Here is a 19799-nt window from a genome sequence, read left to right as displayed (position 1 = left end):
GGCTCTCGGCCGCAGTGGCGGGCGACCCTCGCTTTCTACGCAAAGGTCTTTTTGAATTCTTCAATGGCTGCCACTAACTTGGCATCGGTTTCGGGCTTGATTTCTTTATCGTTTCTGATGGCTGCCAGGATGTCAGCCTTGTTGGTGCGCATGAAGTTAATGAAGCCTTCTTCAAAGGCGCTGATGCGGTTCAGCTCAATGTCATCCAGGAAGCCTTTAACGGCGGTGTAGATGATCACAACCTGTTCTTCTACCGGGTAAGGCTTGTACTGGGGCTGCTTGAGGATTTGCACCGTCCGGGCACCCCGGTTAAGTCTGGCCTGGGTAGCTTTGTCCAGGTCGGAACCGAACTGGGCGAAGGCTGCCAGCTCACGGTACTGGGCCAGGTCAAGGCGCAGCTGGCCGGCTACCTGTTTCATGGCTTTAATTTGGGCGGCGCCGCCTACCCGGGAGACCGACAAACCTACCGAAATGGCAGGACGCTGACCGGCGTTAAACAGGTCGGTTTCCAGGAAGATCTGGCCGTCGGTAATGGAGATAACGTTGGTCGGGATGTAGGCCGACACGTCACCGGCCTGGGTTTCGATGATGGGCAGCGCCGTCAGGGAGCCGCCGCCAAATTCAGGCGCCAGGCGGGCAGCACGCTCCAGCAGGCGGGAGTGCAGGTAGAAGACGTCCCCGGGGAATGCTTCACGGCCCGGCGGGCGGCGCAGCAGCAGGGACATTTCACGGTATGCGGCAGCCTGCTTGGACAGGTCGTCATAAATGATCAGCACGTCTTTGCCGTTGTCCATGAATTCTTCGCCCATGGCGCAACCGGCGTAGGGAGCCAGGTATAAGAGCGGTGCCGGTTCGGAAGCGTTGGCGGCCACCACGATGGAGTACTCCATGGCGCCGTGCTGTTCCAAGGTTTGCACCACACCGGCCACGGTGGAGGCCTTTTGGCCCACCGCCACATAAATGCAGATCACGTTTTGGCCCTTCTGGTTAATGATGGTGTCTACCGCAATGGCGGTTTTACCGGTTTGGCGGTCGCCGATGATTAACTCCCGCTGGCCGCGGCCGATGGGAACCATGGCGTCGATGGCCTTGATACCGGTTTGCAGGGGCACGCTAACGGATTTACGGGTAATAACACCGGGAGCAATACGCTCGGTGGGGCGGTATTTATCAGATTTAATGGGGCCTTTGCCGTCGATGGGCTGGCCCAGCGGGTTTACTACACGACCGATCAGGGCATCGCCGACAGGAACGGAGATAATACGGCCGGTACGCTTAACGGGGTCGCCTTCTTTAATATGGGTGTAGGGACCCATAATAACGCAACCGATGTTATCTTCTTCCAGGTTGAGGGCCATGCCGAGGGTACCGCCGGGGAACTCTAACAGTTCTGCGGCCATGCAGTCCTCGAGGCCATAAACACGGGCGATACCGTCGCCGACCTGGATAACGGTGCCCACGTCGGATACTTCTACCTGGGCCTCGTATTTGTCGATTTGCTGCCTAATGATCGAGCTGATCTCTTCAGGTCGCAAATTCATGTACTGGTTCACCCCTATCTATTAACTGGTTTTGGACATGAGGCGTGATTTAAGGGCAGCAAGACGGGTTTTAATACTGCCGTCGATGACCTTACTGCCGATTTTTACAACAACGCCGCCGATCAGGGAAGGATCCACCGCAAAGGTGGGTTCCACTTGTTTACCGGCCAGGCGGGAAGCTACTTGAATTAATTGTTGTTTTTGCTCATCGCTGAGCTGGATGGCAGAGGTTACTTCGGCGGCCACTTTGCCGCGGGCTTCGTTGGCCAGGGCGGCAAATTCGGCGGCAATGCCCGAGATATAGTTCTCGCGGCGCTTATCAACAACCAGACCAAGGAAGTTCATGGTCTCGGCGGAAATTTTACCTTCAAACAGCGCCTTGAGCAGTTTTTTCTTCTCGCCGGGTAACACCTGCGGATGGTATAATACCTTTTGGAGCTCCCTGGTCCCTTCAATTGCCTCAGCAACGCCCTTTAATTCCTGTTCCATGGTGTCCAGGGCATTTTTATCCCGGGCAATTTCATACAGGGCCTGGGCATAACGCCTTGCCACAGCCCCTTTTAACATGGCAGATCGCCTGCCTCTTTAACAAATTTGTTCACCAGATCCTTATGAATGTCATCAGTGAGTTTCTGGTCGATAATTTTGCCAGCCACCAAAATGGAGAGTGTAGCAACCTGGTCCCTCAGTTCGGCCACAGCTTTTTCTTTTTCCCGCTGGATTTCAGCCAGGGCGCTGTCTTTAACCCGGGCAGCTTCTGCTTTGGCAGCTTCAATAATCTGCTGGGCTTGTTCTTCAGCGTTTTTGGTTGCCCGGGCCATCAGCTCGGCAGCCTGTTCGCGGGAACGCTGCAGTTCGGCCTGTAAAGCGGCCCGCATTTGCTCGGCCTGCTTTTTATCTTCTTCGGCTGCAGCAATGCTGCTTTCGATGAGTTCCCTGCGTTTTTCCAGCATGTTCATAAAAGGCTTGTAGGCCACCGCCCGGAGCAGGATTAATAAGACCAGGAAGTTGAACATCTGGGCTAATAACGTAGCATTAAAACCTAAGCTCTCCACAAATTCCCCTCCTTCCGTCTGGGCGGACAATAAGGAAGGCGACTGCGGGCTTGGAGATAGCGTTAAGCCCGCCAAATCGCCCCCGTCCTTAAAGCATACTAAACTTTCCCTGCCAATTAACCAATCTTACCAAACAGCATGAAGGCAAGAACTACGGCGATAATGGGGATAGATTCGATCAGACCTACGGAAATAAACATGGTGGTTTGAATGGTACCTTTAGCTTCGGGCTGACGGGCAATGCTTTCGATGGCTTTGCCGGTGCAGATACCGTCACCAACAGCGGCACCCAGAGCGCCTAAACCAACGGCCAGGCCGGTAGCGATGGCAGCAGCAGCAGTTACTTCCATTCCTTTTCCCCTCCTTTCTAAAGTGTTTAATACGCAAAACCTAGTGGTGGTCAGCATCGTGGTGAGCAGCAAACTGTGATACGTAGGCAATGGTCAGCATGGAGAATACGAAGGCTTGCACAAAACCTACAAAAACTGAGAATGCCAGCCAAATAACCGACGGGATAAATCCACCGAAGACATAGGCGTTAATGTTGATCAAACCTAACAATACCGCGATCAGTACCTCGCCGGCAAAGATGTTGCCGTAAAGACGGAAAGCCAGCGTCACCGGCCGGGCCACTTCTTCAATCAGGTGCAGCACCACAAAGGGCTTGAAGGGCTGGAAATAGTGGCCGATGTGGCCGCCGATACCGTTAGATTTGATGCCGTGGTAATGAATTAAAAAGACAACAATTAAGGCTAAGCCAAAGGTGGTGTTTTTGTCTGCCGTGGGCGAACTTAAGGTTGGTATCAGGCCCAGCAGGTTGGCAAAGGCAATGTAAGTAAACAGGGTTATGACAACGGGCAACATGGCATTGCCTACTTTGCTTTTGCCCAGGTTGGCAAATACCTGCCCGCCCAGGAATTCCCACAGCACCTCAAAGGTGGCCTGTGCTTTGCCGGGGCTCCTGACATTCAGGTTTCTGGTGCAGGCCCAGGCAAACAGCAGCACCAAAGCCATGGTGAGCCAGGTCATAATCATGGTCCGGGGACTGATGCTGAGACCCATGATCTGCCAGTATTTGTCGTACTCCGAAAACAGCGGAATGCCCCAGTAGTTGAGGGCCACTTCCACCTGGTGCAGCATATCATGATGCTCTGCTGCATGCGCAGCTCCCGCCGCAGCGCTCATGCGTTTTCACCCCCTTCACGTTGAAATGGTTTCACTTTATTATCGAGGGCGCCCCCGGGGGGGACACTCTCTTTTAGCAACGTGACAATAAAATCGGCTATGGACAGCACCGGGGCAACAAACAAGCCTACCGCTGCGGCATGCACGCTGATACCGGGAATTCTGACAGACAGCCACAGGGTGGCCATAATGATAATCAGGCGGATAAAAAAGCCCCTGCGCATGTATGCAATTGCTTTGCCCACTTCTTTAATGGCGGATGCTTTTTTAATTCTCTTGCTGAGCAAAATGGCATTTTGCAGGCTGACCAGGGAACCCACCAAAAAACCCTTATACAGGTGGTTGTGGTAGTCCAGCGCCACCGCCAGGGCCAGCACGGCCACCACCGCCGCCGTGTGTTTGACAGTGCGCTTTAGTTGTACTTCCAGGCTTGGCATGGTAGCAGACCCCAGCATGTACTCACTCCTTGTCTTTCTGGCGGAAGGACTCCAGTGTATGATACACGCCCCACATGCCGCCGGCCATGCCCAGCAAAAGCCCGGCCAGCATCAGCCAGGGGGCGGTGTTAAGCTTGGCATCCAGCCACCGCCCGCCCCAAAAGCCTGCCACCGTGGCAGCGGCAATTTCTACACTGATGGAGGAAGCCAGGGCCAGGGCCCGCAGCGGGTTTCCTTTACCGTTTCCACTCATGTTTTTTAGCATTTCCTTTCGGGTTGGCAGTCATGCACCGGCGGTGATGGTACTGTATATTATTGTAAAGGGCTAATTCCATTATTCACAATTGACCGCACCTTACGGGGACAAGGTTTTGTCAGCCAGGCGTCATTTGCCTGTGATTTTTTATATAACTTCTACAAGTTTTTCATTATTCCTCCAGCCCCGCAAGCATTTTAGCAAATTTTTTAAATTATTTTTTAATCTGACAACTTTCGACTATGTTTGTCATACAGGTTTGCTCTTATTTTTGGGGCCAAAATTCCTCCGGCGGCCGGTCGGCTAAATGAAATTTGTAACAAAGGAAATCCACAATGCGCCGGGACGCCTGCCCGTCGCCGTAGGGATTAACCGCCTCAGCCATGGCCCGGTAAGCCTGCGGGTTGTCCAGCAGTTGTTTTGTGACAGCCAGAACAACCTCCCGCTCGGTACCCACCAGTTTGACCGTGCCTGCTGCCACCGCTTCCGGCCGTTCGGTGGTATGCCGCAGCACCAGCACCGGTTTGCCCAGGGCGGGGGCTTCTTCCTGCAGGCCGCCGGAATCGGTAAGCACCAGGTGGCAGCGCTGCATCAGGTTGATAAAGGGCTCGTACTGCAACGGCTCAATTAAGTGCACCCGGGGCAGGTGGCCCAGGATTTCCAGCGCCACCCGGCGGACGGCCGGGTTTTTATGCACCGGGAAGACAACGGCCACATCCGGGTAGGTTTCGGCTATTTCTTTCAGGGCCAGGTAGATTTCCCGCATGGGCTGACCCAGGTTTTCCCGGCGGTGGGTGGTCACCAGCAGGACACGCTGCCTGCCAAAATCTATTTTATTCAGCAGCGGGTCGGTAAATACATAGTTTTCTTTAACGGTGGCTTTCAGGGCGTCGATGACGGTGTTGCCGGTGACAAAGATGTTGTCCGGGTTGACGTTTTCTTTTAATAGGTTCTGCATGGCCTGCTGGGTGGGCGCAAAATGGTATTCCGCCAGGGCGCCCGTAAGGTGGCGGTTCATTTCCTCCGGGAAGGGGGAGTATTTGTTATGGGTGCGCAGGCCCGCCTCCACATGGCCCACCGGTATTTGCCGGTAGTAGGCCGCCAGGGCCGCCACAAAGGTGGTGGTGGTGTCGCCGTGCACCAGCACCAGGTCCGGGTTGCTCTTGATCAGCACCTCTTTCAGCCCTTCCAGGGCCCGCACGGTGACATCGTAGAGGGTTTGCCCCTGCTGCATGATATTAAGGTCGTAGTCCGGTTGAATGTCAAACAGTTGCAGCACCTGATCCAGCATCTCCCGGTGCTGGGCGGTAACCGCCACCAGGGAACGGATTTGATCCGGCCGGCGGTTCAGTTCCTGCACCAGGGGGGCCATTTTGACAGCCTCCGGTCGGGTGCCGAAAACGGTGAGTATTTTAAGCATGTTTTAAGCCTCCTGAAATGTCCGGCGTTATTGCGGCGGCACGCCGGACCGGCTTGGCGCGCGTCTTTTATGTATGAACAGCTCTTTATTTGCTGAGGTAGCCCTTGCAAACCAGTTTTTCGATATGCTGGTGCCGGGCTTTTTCAATGTCTACCCCGAAGTGTTCTTCCAGCACAAACATCATGCTGACGGCGGTTTGCGCCACGTCCAGCAGTTCTTTGGTGATCAGTTCCATTACTTCCTGTTCCCGGCGCCCGGTGGGCTCGCCGCTCATGCCCCGCAGTTTGCCGATGGCCTGGGCCAGTTCCCCCGCTTCTTCCATCAGCTTAAGGGCGGTGGATTCCAGGGTGGGCGAGAGGTTATTCAGTTTGGGCAGGGCAATGGTTTTGGTTTGCAAGAGCCTTCTCCCCCCCACAGCAGTATAGTATACGCTCAATAAAAAATCCCTTCAAGACGGATAATTTTGGCTGCGGGGGGCGGTTCAGGCGGGGAACCGCCCCCCGCTTACCTCAACGTGCAGGCCCGCTTCGGCCAGGATGCGGCGGGCCAGCTCATCGGGGTAATCCCCGGCTATGACCACCCGGGCCAGTTTGGCATTGACAATCATTTTGGCGCACATGACGCAGGGCTGGCAGGTAACGTAGATGGTGGCCCCGGCCAGCGCAATGCCGTGGACGGCGGCCTGCAGCAAGGCGTTTTGTTCCGCATGCAGGCCCCGGCACAGTTCGTGGCGCTGGCCGGAAGGAATATTCATTTGCTCCCGCAGGCAGCCGATTTCCAGGCAGTGGGCCAGGCCGGCGGGGGCGCCGTTGTAGCCGGTGGTGAGGATGCGGTTGTCTTTCACGATCACGGCCCCCACCTGCCGGCGCAAACAAGTAGAACGGGTGGCAACCACCCGTGTAATTTGCATGAAGTATTCATCCCAGGAAGGACGCATGGCCGCTGCCACCTCCGCCGGTTTATCGGGCCGCCCGGGCGGCCGGGTTAAGGCACTGCCCGCCGGTTAGTACAGCGGGTACTTGTCGCACAGGTCTTTCACCATGGCCCGGGCTTTTTCTTTGACGGCCGGGTTGTCCTGGCCCCGCAGGGTTATGGCAATAATTTCCGCCACCAGGTCCAGGTCGGCCTCCCGGAAGCCCCGGGTGGTAACGGCCGGCGTGCCCAGGCGGATGCCGCTGGTGACAAAGGGTTTCTCGGGGTCGAAGGGGATGGCGTTTTTATTGCAGGTAATGTGCACTTCGTCCAGCAGTTGTTCGGCTTGTTTGCCGGTAATGCCGGTACCCCGCAGGTCCACCAGCATCAGGTGGTTGTCGGTGCCGCCCGACACCAGGTTGAAGCCCCGCTGCATCAAGCCGTTGGCCAGGGCCTGGGCGTTGTTGATAATTTGCTGCTGGTAGGCTTTAAATTCCGGCCGCAGGGCTTCGCCAAAGGCAGCGGCTTTGGCGGCGATAACGTGCATCAGGGGGCCGCCCTGGCTGCCGGGGAAGATGGCTTTGTCAATCAGCTGGGCGTACTGTTCTTTGCACAGAATCATGCCGCCCCGGGGCCCCCGCAGGGTTTTGTGGGTGGTGGTGGTAACCACGTCGGCGTAGGGCACCGGGTTCTGGTGCAGCCCGGCGGCCACCAGGCCGGCAATATGGGCCATATCCACAAACAGGTAGGCCCCTGCTTCTTGGGCAATTTCGCCCATCAGTTTAAAATCAATGGCCCGGGGATAAGCGCTGGCGCCCGCCACAATCATTTTGGGTTTTTCCCGCAGGGCAATTTGCCGCACCTGGTCGTAGTTGATGCGGCCGGTGGCTTCTTCCACGCCGTAGGCAACGATGTTAAAGTATTTGCCCGAAACGTTAACCGGGCTGCCATGGGTCAGGTGGCCGCCGTGGGCCAGGTTCATGCCCAGGATTTTATCGCCGGGCTGCAGCAGGGCAAAGTACACCGCAAAGTTGGCCTGGGCGCCGGAATGGGGCTGCACGTTGGCATGGTCTGCCCCGAACAACTGCTTGGCCCGCTGGATGGCCAGGTTTTCCACTATATCGACATATTCACAGCCGCCGTAGTAGCGCCGGCCGGGATAACCTTCAGCGTATTTGTTGGTCAGCACCGAGCCCTGGGCTTCCAGTACGGCCGGGCTGACAAAGTTTTCCGAGGCAATCAGCTCAATGTTGCGCTGCTGGCGCTGCAGTTCCAGTCGGATGGCCCGGGCCAGTTCGGGATCGCTGTGCAGCAGTGGTTCTTTAAACATGCGGTTCTCTCCTTTTAGCCTGGGCCGCCGGTTCAGGTGGCGGCAGCCGGCCGTTAGATTAATGTTTTAGCAAAATTTTTGCTCAATCTCGGCAATTTTTTGCACCCGCCGGGCGTGGCGGTCACCGGCAAAGGCGGTGGTGATAAATTTTTCCACAATCTGACAGGCCTGGGCCAGGCTGAGAAAGCGGGCGCCCAGGGTAAGGACGTTGGCGTCGTTGTGTTCCCGGGCCAGTGCGGCAATGGCCGGGTCGAATACGTTGGCTGCCCGCACGCCGGGCACTTTGTTCACGGCGATGGCCATGCCGACACCGCTGCCGCAGATCAGGATGCCCCAGCGGCATTGGCCGGAGCGGATTTTTTCGCCCACCGCCAGGGCAAAATCCGGGTAATCGCAGGATGCGGTGCCCTGGCAGCCCACGTCTTCCACTGTGTAGCCCTTTTCCTGCAGGTAGCGGCAAATTTGTTCTTTCATGGCAAAGCCGGCATGGTCGCTGCCGATTACGACGGTCATCTCAGTCATGGTTTAGCTGCCTCCTGTATGTCGATATTTGTTCTTCGTCCGGCCCGGTAAATCCTTCGTGGCGAGGAAATTTGTTTAAGAGGACGCCGGCTCACGGTCAATTTTTTGCAGCGCCTGACAAATCAGGGTGTTTAATTCTGCCGCACAGCGGCGGTAATGGTCTGTTGAGCCGCCGAAGGGATCCGCCACGTCGCCGGGCCGGCCGGCAAATTCCCCCAGGGTAAAAACTTTGCCGGCCGCTGCCGGCACCAGGCGCAGTATATGCCGGCGGTGGCTGTCGGTCATGGTCAGCACCAGGTCGGCTTGCTGCACCAGTTCGGGGGTGAGCAAGGCCGCCCGGTGCTGCGACAGGTCGATGCCCTGGGCCGCCAGGGCTTCCACCGCCTGTGCCGAGGCCTGGTCGCCGGGCCAGGCCAGGATACCGGCCGAGCTAAATTGCAGGTCCGGCCGGTTCATGGCTGCCGCCGCCGCCCGGGCCAGGGCCTCGGCCATGCTGCTGCGGCAGGTGTTGCCGGTACAAACAAAAAGAATTTTTTTGGCCATCTTGCAATCCCTCCACCGGTAGTATTGCCGCCGTTAGTTCATAAGAAAACTGTCCGGGTGGGCGGCGGACAGTTAAAAAAACAGCTTGATGCCGATACCGGCCAGGATAATCCCCCCTGCCAGCTGGGCTTTGTCGCCCAGCCAACCGCCCACATATTTGCCCAGGGTGAGCCCGGCCAGGGTCATTGCGCCTGCCACCAGGCCGATCACGCCGGCGGCCAGGGCCAGGGAAACCTGCCGGGTGCCCAGGGTAAAGCCGACGCTTAAGGCATCCATGCTGACACCGGCGGACAGCAGCAGCAGGCCGGCGGTATTGGTGATGACAAAACGGGGTTCTTCCCGCCCCGGTTGCAGGGCTTCCCGAATCATTTTCAGGCCCAGGTAAACCAGCAGCAGGGCGCCGGCATAGGCAGCCGCCCGCCCCACTTTGCTGCCCAAGAAACCGCCCACATACCAGCCCAGCAGGGGCATGACGATGTGAAAGACCAATACCGTGAGGCTGATGACAGCAATTTGCCGGCGGTTAACGCCGCCCATGCCGATGCCCACGCACAGGGAAAAGGCATCTGACCCCAGGGCTACGGCCAGGGCCAGCAGGGTAAATAAATCCAAAGTAACACCGTCCTTATTTCAGTTAATTCCTCCCGCCGCAGCCCTTTCAGCAGCGGACGATCTCCGAGGCAGCCCGGCGCAGGCGGTTCATTACCGCCAGCCCGAGGCCCCGGCCGGGAATGCCTTCGGCCAGGATAATATCCACCGGCAGCCGGTCAAACCGGCGCAGCCGGGCAAACAGCAGGGCGGCCGCCCGGGCCGGGTTGCGGCGGGAGCCCAGGGTGAGCAGGTGAGCTGCCCCGGGCCAGCCGGCGGCGGTTTCCTCGCTGACCAGCAGGCCCACCCGCCGGCCGGCGGCCAAAAGCTCCGCCGCCCGGCGCTGCATGGCCTGCTGCACCCGGGGCAGCTCTCCTTCAAAGAGTATCAGGGGCGCCGCCGGCGCATAGTGGATGTATTTCATGCCGGGGGAGCGGGGCGCCTGGCAGGACGCCGTCTTTTCCCCCAGCGCCGCAGGGTCCAGGGCCACATCCGGCAGCAAGCGGGCCAGCTGCTCGCAGGTAACCCCGCCGGGCCGCAGGATCAGCGGCTGCGGGCCGGTTAGATCAAGTACGGTGGATTCCACGCCCAGCCCCGCCGGGCCGCCGTCCAGGATGGCGTCCACCCGCCCCTGCAAGTCCGCCCAAACGTGCCGGGCGGTGGTGGGGCTGGGGCGGCCGGAGCGGTTGGCGCTGGGGGCGGCCACCGGCACTCCGGCGGCTTTGATGAGGGCCAGGGCCACCGGGTGGTCGGGCATGCGCAGGGCTACCGTATCCAGGCCGCCGGTGACCTGCCGGGGAATCTCCCCGGCCCGGGGTACCACCAGGGTAAGGGGCCCGGGCCAAAAGGTTTCCATTAAAAGGGCGGCCGCCGGGGGCAGCCGGTGGCTGAGGCGGTGAGCCATGGCCCGGTCGGCCACATGCAAAATCAGCGGGTTGTCTGAGGGCCTGCCTTTGGCCCGGTAGATGCCCGCCACGGCCGCCGGGTCAAGCCCGTTGGCGCCCAGGCCGTAAACCGTTTCGGTGGGAAAGGCCACCAGGCCGCCGGCTTTAATAATTGCCGCCGCCCGGTCAATCACGGCCGGCTCCGGGCAGCGGGCATCCAATTGCCACACTTGGGTGTCTTTATGTTGCATCATTATCTCCGTCCTTATGGTGGAAATTATATCATGTTTTTCCCGGCTATGCCAAGGCGGCCCGGTATATCCGGGCGGGCGGCCGGCATACAATTTGGTGACAGTGTGTTGACTGCCGGCCAGGCCGGCAAAGGTTTGTACGGCGGCAAGTGCCGGTTGGGAATTGATGAGCAGCCGGGCATGGCTGTGCGGGAGGAATGGATGTGGATTTTTGGTTTTATTTTTTCTCTGCCCTGGGCATCGGGGCGCTGCATGCCCTGGAGCCGGGGCACGGCAAAAGCATTATGGGGGCTTATTTAATTATGTCCCGGGGCCGGCCGCGGGATGCCATACTGCTGGGCCTTACTTCGGCGGTAACACACACGCTGGTAATTGTGGTCATGGCGGTGCTGGCCCACTCGGCGGCGGCCGTGGCCCTGGCCGGCGCCCCGCTGCCCCGGGAGCGCCTGGAGCTTTGGCTGAAACTGGCGGCCGGGATAATTATTGTGCCGGTGGGGCTGCGTCTGCTGCTGCGCCGCAACTCTGCCTGCAGTTGCGGCTGCGGGACAGCCGGGCCGGCGCGCCGGTTCTCCGGCAACCTGCCGGACGTGCTGCTGCTGGGTTTTACCAACGGCCTGCTGCCCTGTCCCAGCGCCCTGGCGGTGTTGCTGCTGTCGGTCAGCAGCGGCGCCCTGGCAAGCGGCCTGCTGCTGGTGCTGGCCTTTGGGGTCGGCGGGGCGGTGGCGCTGATAGCGGTGGGGCTGGCATTTGTTAAGCTGTCGGCCCTGGCCGGCAATTTGTTTGAGCGGGGGCCCTGGCGCCTGCTGCCCCGGCTGAGCGGCCTGTTAATTGCGTTAATCGGCGCCCTCACCGCTTACCGGGCCCTAAGCCAAATTGTCACTTAGGCCCTTTCGCTCCTCAAATGCTGTTGCCGGCGCTTCGATAAGTCGCCGGCAGGGGAACATAAAACCACTTTATTTTTGCGCCCGGGTTATTTTGCGGGCGGTGACCAGGCGCCGGCGGCCGGCCAGGTCGTGTTTTACTTCGGCCTGCCAATCTTCCGGAGGCAGCATTTGGCAGGCGGCTTCTCCCTGGCCGGGGCCGATTTCCATCAGCAGCAGGCCCCCGGGCTTCAGGAAACGGTGGGCGGCGGGCACCAGCCGGCGGTAAAGATCCAGGCCGTCCAGGCCGCCGTCTAAGGCCAGGTGAGGTTCGTAATCTTTAACATCCGGCATCAGGCCGTCTATTTCGCCGCTGGGGATGTAAGGCAGGTTGGCGGCAATAACATCCAGGCGGCCCTGCAGGGACGGCGGCAGCGGTGCCAGCAGGTTGCCCTGCAGGAAGGTTATCCGGTGGTCCACCCGGTGCAGTTGGGCATTTTGGCGGGCGACGGCCAGGGCCTCGGCCGACAAGTCCACCGCCCACAGCCGCAGGCCGGGCAGCAGGCAAGCCAGGCTGACGGCTATGGCGCCGCTGCCGGTGCCCACGTCGGCGGCCAGCGGGCCGGGCTGTTGCCGCAAATGGGCCAGGGCGGTTTCTGCCAGCAGCTCGGTATCCGGCCGGGGGATCAGCACCGCCGGTGTTACGATAAAGTCCAGGCCCATAAACTCTTTGTGCCCGGTCAGGTAAGCCACCGGCTCGCCATAGGCCCGCCTGTCCAACAGGCGCCGGTATTGTTGCTGCTGCTCGGCGGTCAGCGGCTGCCGGGACTGCAGCAGCAAAGCGGTGTAATCCAAGCCGGTCACATGGGAGAGCAGCACCCGGGCATCCAGGTGGGCGGACGGAATGTTGTGCCAGGTTAAAAACTGACGGCCTGTTTGCAGGGCTTCTTTTATTAGCATGGGAATCCCTCGTTTGGTGAATATTGCAGCGGGGCCTGCCAGCCTCTTGCAGGCAGACAGACCCCGGGTTTAAAGGGCAGGCAGCCGGGCTGCCGGCCGGTTTACGGCAGCAAGGTTTATTGTTCCGCCTTCAGGCGTTCGGCCTGGTCGGTGGTGATGAGGGCTTCGATAAGTTCGTCCAATTCTCCCTGCAGAACGCTTTCTAAGCGGTGCAGGGTAAGGCCGATGCGGTGGTCGGTAACCCGGTTTTGCGGGAAGTTGTAGGTGCGGATGCGCTCGCTGCGGTCGCCGCTGCCCACCATGGATTTGCGGGCGCCGGCAATGGCCTTTTGCTGTTCTTCCTGGGCTTTGTCCAGCAGGCGGGCCCGCAATACCCGCATGGCCTTTTCTTTGTTTTTATGCTGGGACTTTTCGTCCTGGCAGGACACCACCGTGCCGGTGGGCAGGTGGGTAATGCGCACCGCCGATTGGGTGGTGTTGACGCACTGGCCCCCGGGACCGCTGGCGCAGAACAGGTCGATGCGGAGGTCGTTGGGGTTGATTTCAATATCCACTTCTTCCGCCTCGGGCAGGACGGCCACCGTGGCGGCAGAAGTGTGGATGCGGCCGCCGCTCTCGGTGGCGGGCACCCGCTGCACCCGGTGGACGCCGCTTTCAAATTTCAGGGTGCTGTAAGCCCCCTTGCCTTCAATGACAAAGGTAACTTCTTTAAAGCCCCCCAGGTCGGTTTCGTTGGCATCAATCACCTCGGTGCGCCAGCCTTTCTTTTCGGCATAGCGGCAGTACATGCGGAACAGGTCGCCGGCAAACAGGGCCGCTTCTTCGCCGCCGGTGCCGCCCCGGATCTCCATGATGACGTTTTTCTCATCGTTGGGGTCTTTGGGCAGCAGCAGTATTTTTAGCTTTTGCTCTAATTCTTCAATTTTGCTTTCTAATTCTTCTATTTCCAGTTCAACCATTTCCCGGAAATCAGGCTCCAGTTTTTCTTCCAGCATCTGCTTGTTATCCTGGAGATCCTGCCGGGCTTTTTTGTAGCGGCGGAACACATCCACCACTTCGCCCAGTTCCGAATGGCTTTTTACCAGTTGCTGCCATCTGGCCCGGTCGGCCATCACCGCCGGGTCGCTGATCTGGCTTTCCAGTTGCAGGTATTTGTCCTCCAGCGCCTGGAGTTTAGCTAACATTGATGTCACCTTCCTTACGGACTGCTTTAAAGGCTTTAATGGCTACTTCCACCTGGCTGTCATCCGGCTCCCGGGTGGTCAGCTTTTGCAGCCAGAGGCCGGGCGCAATAAAGATGCGGCAGAGACCCCGGTCCTGGTACTTGCCGGACAGTTTAAGCAGCTCATAGGCTACCCCGGCCACCACCGGCAACAGCAGGATGCGAAAGAATATCTGGCCAAATAAACCTGACGCGGTAACGCCGGAGAAAATAACCACTTTAATGAGGATAACAATAAGCAGGAAGCTGGTGCCGCAGCGGGGGTGCAGGGTGGAGAACTTTTGTACTTCCTCTACGGTCAGCCGGCCGCCCGCTTCGTAAGCATTAATTACTTTGTGTTCGGCCCCGTGATACATAAACACCCGCCGGATGTCCGGCAGCCGGGCCACCCCGGCCACATAGCCGAGAAAAATCAGCAGGCGGATGGCCCCCTCCACCAGGTTGCGGATAAAGTTATCCTGAATGGCCGCAGCGGTATAGTAAGTGAGGGCGGTAGGAATGACAATGAACAGCAGGATAGCCAGGCCCAGGGAAAAAGCAATGGTTAAAAACATTTCCCATTTACTTATTTTTTCCTCCGGTTCCTCCCCCGCCGCCTGTTCGGCCGAAAAGGCCAGGGCTTCCAGGCCCATCATCAGGGATTCAAACAGCATCACCACGCCCCGCACGAAGGGCAGTTTGAGAAAGGCAAAACGCCGGGTTAGGGAACCCACCGGTTTTTCATCAATAACAATGGTGGCGTCCGGCCGGCGCACGGCCACCGCCCGGTGATCCGGCCCCCGCATCATCACGCCTTCAATAACCGCCTGGCCCCCATATTGAAAAGACATATTACTCTCCTCCCTGCCGCCCTCCGGCGGGGGACGGCTCCGGAGAACCGCCTCCCGCCGGAAGGCCCTGATAAGGAAAAAGCAGAGCCGCCGCTCTGCTAACCAAGCTATTTCAAGCCGTATTTCTTACGGAATTTCTCGGCCCGGCCACCTACTTCAATTTGCCGCTGGGCTCCGGTGTAGAAGGGATGGCAGTTGGAGCAAATTTCCACTTTAATCTCCTTCTTGGTGGAACCGGTTTTGAAAGTGTTGCCGCACACGCACTTAACTTCTACTTCATTATAGTTAGGATGAATTTTTTCTTTCATTACACTCACCTTCTTTCTCCAGCAAATGCATACCCGATAATAGCTGCTTATAAACACACGACGATATTATAGCACAGAAAAAAACGGCAGACAAGAGCGGGTTAACTGCCTGGTATAAGAAAAAAATCATTTCCATAAAAAGGAATTTTGCGGCGGCCGGCGTATTATATAATCGGATGCCAAAAAGTGGAAATTGGCACCTTAATTCCTGCGGCAAAAGCATTTATGATGCGGGGAGGGGTCATACCCCCGCCGGGAGCAGGCAGCTCCGTTAGCTTTGGCAGGAAAGCCGACAATTCAATATGGTTGGTTCCTGGACTGAACCTGCATGTTGAGGGAGGCGATTAATATGTATGCAGTACCTTGCTCCCCTGAATCCAGCCAAGCCTTCATTAATTGGCCCTGCGGCCCGCCGCACAGGCGGCCCTGCCGGGAGCGGCAGGCGGCGCCGGGCCCCGGCAGCGGCCCGGCCGGTGGCTCGGGCCAAGCCGGAGATCCCGGCCATCCCAGGCCACCAACCAGGCAGCAGATGATGTTAGGAAAGGGGCGTGATAACCGGGGTGGTCATTTTTGCCACCCGTCTTGAAAATCACCTGTTTGGCAAGGTTTTCATGCCGGCATGACCGATTTATTTATATTTCCCCTTCTTGCTTAGATGCCTTATGTTCCCGCGCGGCACAGCCGGCGGCACTGCCGGGCCCAGGCAGCCAAGTACGGGCCCCGGGCCGTCCCGGCCATCACTTCAACACATGCAAAGACGTCCTCACCCCTGCACACATAAGGCAGCAGCCTTTGACCCCGGTTTTCGGCGCAGGCAGCGGGCTGCTTTTCCGGAGGGCAGCCCCCGGCGAGCAAATGAAACGGCAGTTAGCAAGCGGGCCGATCAGGGGCGGGCGTTACGGACAATTTCATAAGGCCATGTTTTACCCCTATCCTGCGGATAGGGGTTTTTTATACAAAAAGTTTGTCTGTAAGAAACATCAGGGGGTCCAGGGGTATCCCCTGACGCAGGATTTCCATATGCAGGTGGGGCCCGGTGGAACGGCCGGTGCTGCCCACTTCGGCAATGGGCTGGCGGCGTTCTACGGTTTGCCCCTCTTGCACCAGCAGTTTGGCACAGTGGGCATAGAGGGAGCGGATACCGCCGCCGTGATCCAAAATTACCGTCAGGCCGTAGGTGCCCCGGGGACCGGCCCAGACTACCCGGCCCCGTTCCGGAGCGGTGATGGTGGCGCCTGCCCCGGCACCGATGTCAATCCCTTCGTGGGGGCGGTCGCCCCGGATACCGAAGGAGGAGGTAATCTCGCCGGCCACCGGCCAGGCCCAGCCCCCCAGTTGTATTTTGCCGGCCTGCCCCGCCAGGGCTGTGGCCGGTTGGCCGGATACCGGTATGATCAGCCGGTCGCCCTGCCGGATTAAGTGGGGGTTGGCCAGGTGGTTGGCCTTAACCAGCTCGTCCAGGGAAATGCCGTACTGACCGGCAATGTGGGAGAGGGTTTCCCCGCCGGCCACCAGGTGGTAGCAAACCTCCCGGCCGGGAATGGTCAGGGTACGCCCTACCGCTAATATTTCGGCTTCGTTAATGTTGTTGGCAGTTGCCAGTTCAGCCACCGTAAGGCCGCACCGCCCGGCAATGCTCCACAGGGTATCGCCGGGCCGCACCCGGTATTCCATAGGCAGGCTGCCGGCCAGGGCGGCCGGCTGTTTAACTGCTGCCACCGGGCGGGCCGCCGGCAGGGTATATGCCCCGTCGGTTACCAGTTCCTCCAGGCCGGCGCCGGCCGGCCCGGGCCCCGGGGCGCCAACCGCCAGGACAATGGCCAGGGCGGCCGCCAGGAATTTTTTATTTATCTGAATGCTCATAAAAAATCACCTCGAAATAAGCAAACTGTTAATAGTTTGCCCGAGGTGACAGGAAAATATACATGGCTGTTCTACAGCCTGGCAGTTTCTGCCGCACTTTTTCTGCGGCCGGCTCGCTTCGGCAGGGCGCTTGCCGGTTCGCCCGGCTCGGCGGCTGCCGCCTGCAGCCGGTTTTTGGGCTTAAAATCGCCCAGTATTTCCTGGTTGCTTTTGCTGTTTTTTATGCGTTCCAGCAGGTTTTCCAGGGCTTCCAGGGGGCTCATGCCGGCAATGGCTTTGCGCAGGCTCCACACGTATTCCAGTTCCTCTTTGGTGAGCAGCAAGTCTTCCCGCCGGGTACCGGAACGCTGGATGTCGATGGCGGGAAACAGCCGCCGGTCCGCCAGCCGCCGGTCTAATATCAGCTCCATGTTGCCGGTGCCTTTGAATTCCTCAAAGATTACATCGTCCATGCGGCTGCCGGTTTCCACCAGGGCGGTGGCCAGGATGGTAAGGCTGCCCCCTTCTTCTACGTTGCGGGCCGCACCGAAAAACCGCTTGGGCTTGTGCAGGGCCGCCGGGTCAACGCCGCCGGACAGGGTGCGGCCGCTGGGCGGAATGATCAGGTTGTGAGCCCGGGCCAGGCGGGTGATGCTGTCCAGTAAAATCATGACGTGGCGGCCGCTTTCTACCAGCCGTTTGGCCCGCTCCAGCACCATCTCGGAAGCCTTGACATGGTTTTCCGGCGGCTCGTCAAAGGTAGAGCTGATAACCTCCGCCTTTACCGAACGTTCAATATCGGTTACTTCTTCGGGCCTTTCGTCAATTAGCAGGATGAACAGTTCAATTTCCGGGTGGTTAACGGTAACGCTGTTGGCAATTTCTTTGATCAGAATGGTTTTGCCGGCTTTGGGCGGGGCTACGATGAGACCCCGCTGCCCTTTGCCGATGGGGGCAATGAGGTCGATGACGCGGGTGGAAATCCTGTCGGGGCTGTTTTCCAGCCGGATGCGTGCTTGGGGATAAAGGGGTGTCAGGCCGGCAAAGTGCATGCGTTCGGCTGCCAGCTCCGGCCGGCCGCCGTTGACCTGTTCTACCCGCAAAAGTCCGTAATACCGCTCGTTGTCTTTGGGCTTGCGCACCTGGCCGTAAACCAGGTCGCCGGTGCGCAAATCAAACCGGCGGATTTGCGATACCGAAACATAAATGTCGTCGTTGCTGGGCACATAGGTGGACGGCCTTAAAAACCCGTAGCCGTCCGGCAATATTTCCAGCACCCCGCCGGCGAAGGAAACGCCGCTTTGCTTGGACTGCAGTTTGGATATTTCAAAAACCAGTTCTTTCTTGCGCAGCTTGTAATAGCCGGGAATTTCCAGCTCACGGGCAATGGCATACAATTCCCGCATGGTTTTGGCTTCTAAATCAGCCTGCAGGTTGACAGGCTTATCTTGCTCAGACAAGTACACTCCACCTTTAAAACGTATTGTGGTTTATCACCTATATTGCCAGGGCTGCGACCTTTTATTCGCAGCAGCGGCTTTCAGGGTTTTTTTTTATGGCCTTTTGCCGGGCTTCTAAAAACTTAACGGCGGCATAATAAACCAGCAGGCCGGCCCAGACAGCGTTGGTCACGCTGCCCACCAGGAAAGGCAAACCTAAGGCTTTAATTTGCAACAGGGCTTTGGTCAGCAGGGGAACGCCGTGGGCAATTTCTTCGCTGATGGGCGAGGGGGCCGAACCCACCAGCAGTTTGCCCACAAAAATATTCAGGGTAAAAAACAGGGGAACCACCGGTTTAAACAGACAAACCGTCAGGGTGGCGGCCACTGCATGCACCCGTACCAGTTTGGCCACCAAAAAGGAAAGGGGAATGCTGATAAAGGGAACCGGCAAAAAGTCAAAGGCAACGCCCAGGGCGATTCCCTGGGCCACCTGCCGGGGAGCCTCCGGGAGATTTAAGAGCCGGTGGTAGGAATCCAAACAGGTTTGCTTACATTTGTTGATTAATTTTCTGACAATACTGACCACCTCATAATCCTCCTAAAAGGCAGAAAAAGCCCGGCTCAGCTGTGCCACACTGCAAAGGCCCGGCTTTTCTTCTACTTGCCGTGCCGGCGGGCGCTGCCCGCCGGCACTGTTTACAGTATAGCTTAGGCAGGAGGATTGGTCAACTGTCAGCCGCCGGCCGCGCTTTAACCCTGCTTGGGCAGCTTGGCCCAATCGGCCAGAAAAGCATCAATGCCTTGCTCGGTCAACGGGTGTTTGATCATCTGCAGCAGCACTTTATAGGGCACTGTGGCGATATGGGCACCGGCTTTGGCCGACTGCAGCACATGCAGCGGGTGGCGGATGCTGGCAGAAATAATTTGGGTGGGCAGGCCGTAGTTATCAAATATCTCAACAATATCATAAATTAAGCCAATGCCGTCGTGGCCGATATCATCCAGGCGGCCCACAAAGGGGCTGACGTAGGTGGCGCCCGCCCGGGCCGCCAGCAGCGCCTGGTTGGCTGAAAAAACCAGCGTTACGTTGGTTTTGATGCCCCTGGCGGCGCAGGCCCGGGTGGCCTTTAAGCCTTCGGCGGTCATGGGTATTTTTACCACAATGTTGGGGTGGATGGCCGCCAGTTGTACCGCCTCCTGCAGCATACCGGCCGCTTCCAGGCTGATAACTTCCGCACTGACGGGGCCGTCTACCAGGGAGGTTATTTCTTTGACCACTTCAGCAAAATCCCGCCCCTCCCGGGCAATCAGGGAAGGGTTGGTGGTAACACCCGCAATAATGCCCAGTTCATTGGCCGCACGAATCTCGTTGACATTGGCGGTATCGATAAAAAGCAGCATGGTAGTCCCT

Annotated in this window: 26 protein-coding genes; 3 read left to right on the top strand and 23 right to left on the bottom strand. The window is 58.6% G+C overall.

From position 1 onward, the window contains the following. Positions 1-35: 35 nt before the first annotated feature. The 15 genes from atpA to DESHY_RS07975 form a co-directional block, all read right to left on the bottom strand. Complete coding sequence (gene atpA, locus DESHY_RS08045; protein WP_008411847.1) at positions 36-1541, bottom strand: F0F1 ATP synthase subunit alpha; 1506 nt, start codon at positions 1539-1541, stop codon at positions 36-38. Between the two features lie 21 nt (positions 1542-1562). Further along, complete coding sequence (locus DESHY_RS08040; RefSeq protein ID WP_008411846.1) at positions 1563-2108, bottom strand: F0F1 ATP synthase subunit delta; 546 nt, start codon at positions 2106-2108, stop codon at positions 1563-1565. After that, the gene (gene atpF / locus DESHY_RS08035) at positions 2102-2596 is read right to left on the bottom strand and encodes a F0F1 ATP synthase subunit B (protein ID WP_008411845.1); all 495 of its coding nucleotides are present in this window, start codon (positions 2594-2596) and stop codon (positions 2102-2104) included. The genes DESHY_RS08040 and atpF overlap by 7 nt, the downstream gene beginning before the upstream one ends. 116 nt (positions 2597-2712) lie before the next feature. Next, positions 2713-2946 carry a F0F1 ATP synthase subunit C gene (gene atpE / locus DESHY_RS08030; RefSeq protein WP_008411844.1) on the bottom strand — a complete coding sequence of 78 codons (234 nt, stop codon included), beginning with the start codon at positions 2944-2946 and terminating at the stop codon, positions 2713-2715. 40 nt (positions 2947-2986) lie between these two features. Beyond that, a complete protein-coding gene (gene atpB / locus DESHY_RS08025; protein ID WP_008411843.1) occupies positions 2987-3781 on the bottom strand; it encodes a F0F1 ATP synthase subunit A in 795 nt (264 codons plus the stop codon). Continuing rightward, a complete protein-coding gene (locus DESHY_RS08020) occupies positions 3778-4236 on the bottom strand; it encodes an ATP synthase subunit I (RefSeq protein WP_008411842.1) in 459 nt (152 codons plus the stop codon). The genes atpB and DESHY_RS08020 overlap by 4 nt, the downstream gene beginning before the upstream one ends. Before the next feature lie 4 nt (positions 4237-4240). Beyond that, positions 4241-4471, bottom strand: a complete 231-nt coding sequence (locus tag DESHY_RS08015; protein WP_008411841.1) for an AtpZ/AtpI family protein — start codon at positions 4469-4471, stop codon at positions 4241-4243. A 268-nt stretch (positions 4472-4739) separates the two neighbouring features. Continuing rightward, positions 4740-5894, bottom strand: a complete 1155-nt coding sequence (gene wecB, locus DESHY_RS08010) for a non-hydrolyzing UDP-N-acetylglucosamine 2-epimerase (RefSeq protein WP_008411840.1) — start codon at positions 5892-5894, stop codon at positions 4740-4742. 85 nt (positions 5895-5979) lie between these two features. Next, positions 5980-6291: a MazG-like family protein gene (locus DESHY_RS08005; RefSeq protein WP_008411838.1), complete on the bottom strand. Its 312-nt coding sequence runs from the start codon at positions 6289-6291 to the stop codon at positions 5980-5982. Between the two features lie 84 nt (positions 6292-6375). Next, positions 6376-6831, bottom strand: coding sequence for a deoxycytidylate deaminase (locus DESHY_RS08000; RefSeq protein ID WP_008411836.1), 456 nt, complete (start codon positions 6829-6831; stop codon positions 6376-6378). A gap of 66 nt (positions 6832-6897) precedes the next feature. After that, the gene (locus DESHY_RS07995; RefSeq protein WP_008411835.1) at positions 6898-8136 is read right to left on the bottom strand and encodes a serine hydroxymethyltransferase; all 1239 of its coding nucleotides are present in this window, start codon (positions 8134-8136) and stop codon (positions 6898-6900) included. Positions 8137-8202: 66 nt separating this feature from the next. Next, positions 8203-8658 carry a ribose 5-phosphate isomerase B gene (gene rpiB, locus DESHY_RS07990; RefSeq protein ID WP_008411833.1) on the bottom strand — a complete coding sequence of 152 codons (456 nt, stop codon included), beginning with the start codon at positions 8656-8658 and terminating at the stop codon, positions 8203-8205. Between the two features lie 75 nt (positions 8659-8733). Continuing rightward, a complete protein-coding gene (locus DESHY_RS07985) occupies positions 8734-9201 on the bottom strand; it encodes a low molecular weight protein arginine phosphatase (RefSeq protein WP_008411831.1) in 468 nt (155 codons plus the stop codon). Between the two features lie 72 nt (positions 9202-9273). After that, positions 9274-9813, bottom strand: coding sequence for a manganese efflux pump MntP (locus tag DESHY_RS07980; RefSeq protein ID WP_008411830.1), 540 nt, complete (start codon positions 9811-9813; stop codon positions 9274-9276). Positions 9814-9859: 46 nt separating this feature from the next. After that, positions 9860-10924 (bottom strand): L-threonylcarbamoyladenylate synthase, encoded by a 1065-nt coding sequence (locus tag DESHY_RS07975; RefSeq protein WP_008411829.1) that lies wholly within the window; start codon positions 10922-10924, stop codon positions 9860-9862. A gap of 33 nt (positions 10925-10957) precedes the next feature. On the opposite strand from DESHY_RS07975, the gene DESHY_RS14045 reads away from it, so the two are divergent. Both DESHY_RS14045 and DESHY_RS07970 read left to right on the top strand, forming a co-directional pair. Further along, entirely contained in the window at positions 10958-11224 is a 267-nt protein-coding gene (locus DESHY_RS14045) for a hypothetical protein (RefSeq protein ID WP_160162490.1), read from the top strand. Then, positions 11128-11808, top strand: a complete 681-nt coding sequence (locus tag DESHY_RS07970) for a HoxN/HupN/NixA family nickel/cobalt transporter (protein ID WP_008411827.1) — start codon at positions 11128-11130, stop codon at positions 11806-11808. The genes DESHY_RS14045 and DESHY_RS07970 overlap by 97 nt, the downstream gene beginning before the upstream one ends. Positions 11809-11877: 69 nt before the next feature. On the opposite strand, the gene prmC is transcribed toward DESHY_RS07970, so the two are convergent. The 4 genes from prmC to rpmE form a co-directional block, all read right to left on the bottom strand. Then, positions 11878-12744, bottom strand: coding sequence for a peptide chain release factor N(5)-glutamine methyltransferase (gene prmC / locus DESHY_RS07965; RefSeq protein ID WP_008411826.1), 867 nt, complete (start codon positions 12742-12744; stop codon positions 11878-11880). 116 nt (positions 12745-12860) lie between these two features. Further along, positions 12861-13928: a peptide chain release factor 1 gene (gene prfA / locus DESHY_RS07960; protein WP_008411824.1), complete on the bottom strand. Its 1068-nt coding sequence runs from the start codon at positions 13926-13928 to the stop codon at positions 12861-12863. Next, positions 13918-14796, bottom strand: coding sequence for a DUF1385 domain-containing protein (locus DESHY_RS07955; protein ID WP_008411822.1), 879 nt, complete (start codon positions 14794-14796; stop codon positions 13918-13920). The genes prfA and DESHY_RS07955 overlap by 11 nt, the downstream gene beginning before the upstream one ends. A 107-nt stretch (positions 14797-14903) precedes the next feature. After that, complete coding sequence (rpmE, locus tag DESHY_RS07950) at positions 14904-15104, bottom strand: 50S ribosomal protein L31 (RefSeq protein ID WP_008411820.1); 201 nt, start codon at positions 15102-15104, stop codon at positions 14904-14906. 349 nt (positions 15105-15453) lie between these two features. Between rpmE and DESHY_RS07945 the strand changes: the two genes are divergently transcribed. Next, entirely contained in the window at positions 15454-15690 is a 237-nt protein-coding gene (locus tag DESHY_RS07945) for a hypothetical protein (RefSeq protein WP_143147816.1), read from the top strand. Between the two features lie 365 nt (positions 15691-16055). Here DESHY_RS07945 and DESHY_RS07935 read toward each other — a convergent pair whose 3' ends face one another. The 4 genes from DESHY_RS07935 to fsa form a co-directional block, all read right to left on the bottom strand. Then, positions 16056-16967: a peptidoglycan DD-metalloendopeptidase family protein gene (locus DESHY_RS07935; protein WP_008411818.1), complete on the bottom strand. Its 912-nt coding sequence runs from the start codon at positions 16965-16967 to the stop codon at positions 16056-16058. A gap of 71 nt (positions 16968-17038) precedes the next feature. Next, the gene (rho, locus tag DESHY_RS07930; RefSeq protein WP_008411816.1) at positions 17039-18406 is read right to left on the bottom strand and encodes a transcription termination factor Rho; all 1368 of its coding nucleotides are present in this window, start codon (positions 18404-18406) and stop codon (positions 17039-17041) included. Positions 18407-18467: 61 nt separating this feature from the next. Further along, positions 18468-18974, bottom strand: a complete 507-nt coding sequence (locus DESHY_RS07925) for a DUF2062 domain-containing protein (protein ID WP_008411814.1) — start codon at positions 18972-18974, stop codon at positions 18468-18470. A gap of 164 nt (positions 18975-19138) precedes the next feature. Beyond that, positions 19139-19789, bottom strand: coding sequence for a fructose-6-phosphate aldolase (gene fsa, locus DESHY_RS07915; protein WP_008411812.1), 651 nt, complete (start codon positions 19787-19789; stop codon positions 19139-19141). Positions 19790-19799 lie beyond the last annotated feature (10 nt).

Origin of the sequence: Desulforamulus hydrothermalis Lam5 = DSM 18033 (assembly GCF_000315365.1) — a bacterium.
Lineage (GTDB): Bacteria > Bacillota > Desulfotomaculia > Desulfotomaculales > Desulfotomaculaceae > Desulfotomaculum > Desulfotomaculum hydrothermale.
The sequence above is the reverse complement of the archived record's forward strand: the minus strand, read 5'-3'. Positions and strand labels throughout refer to the sequence as shown.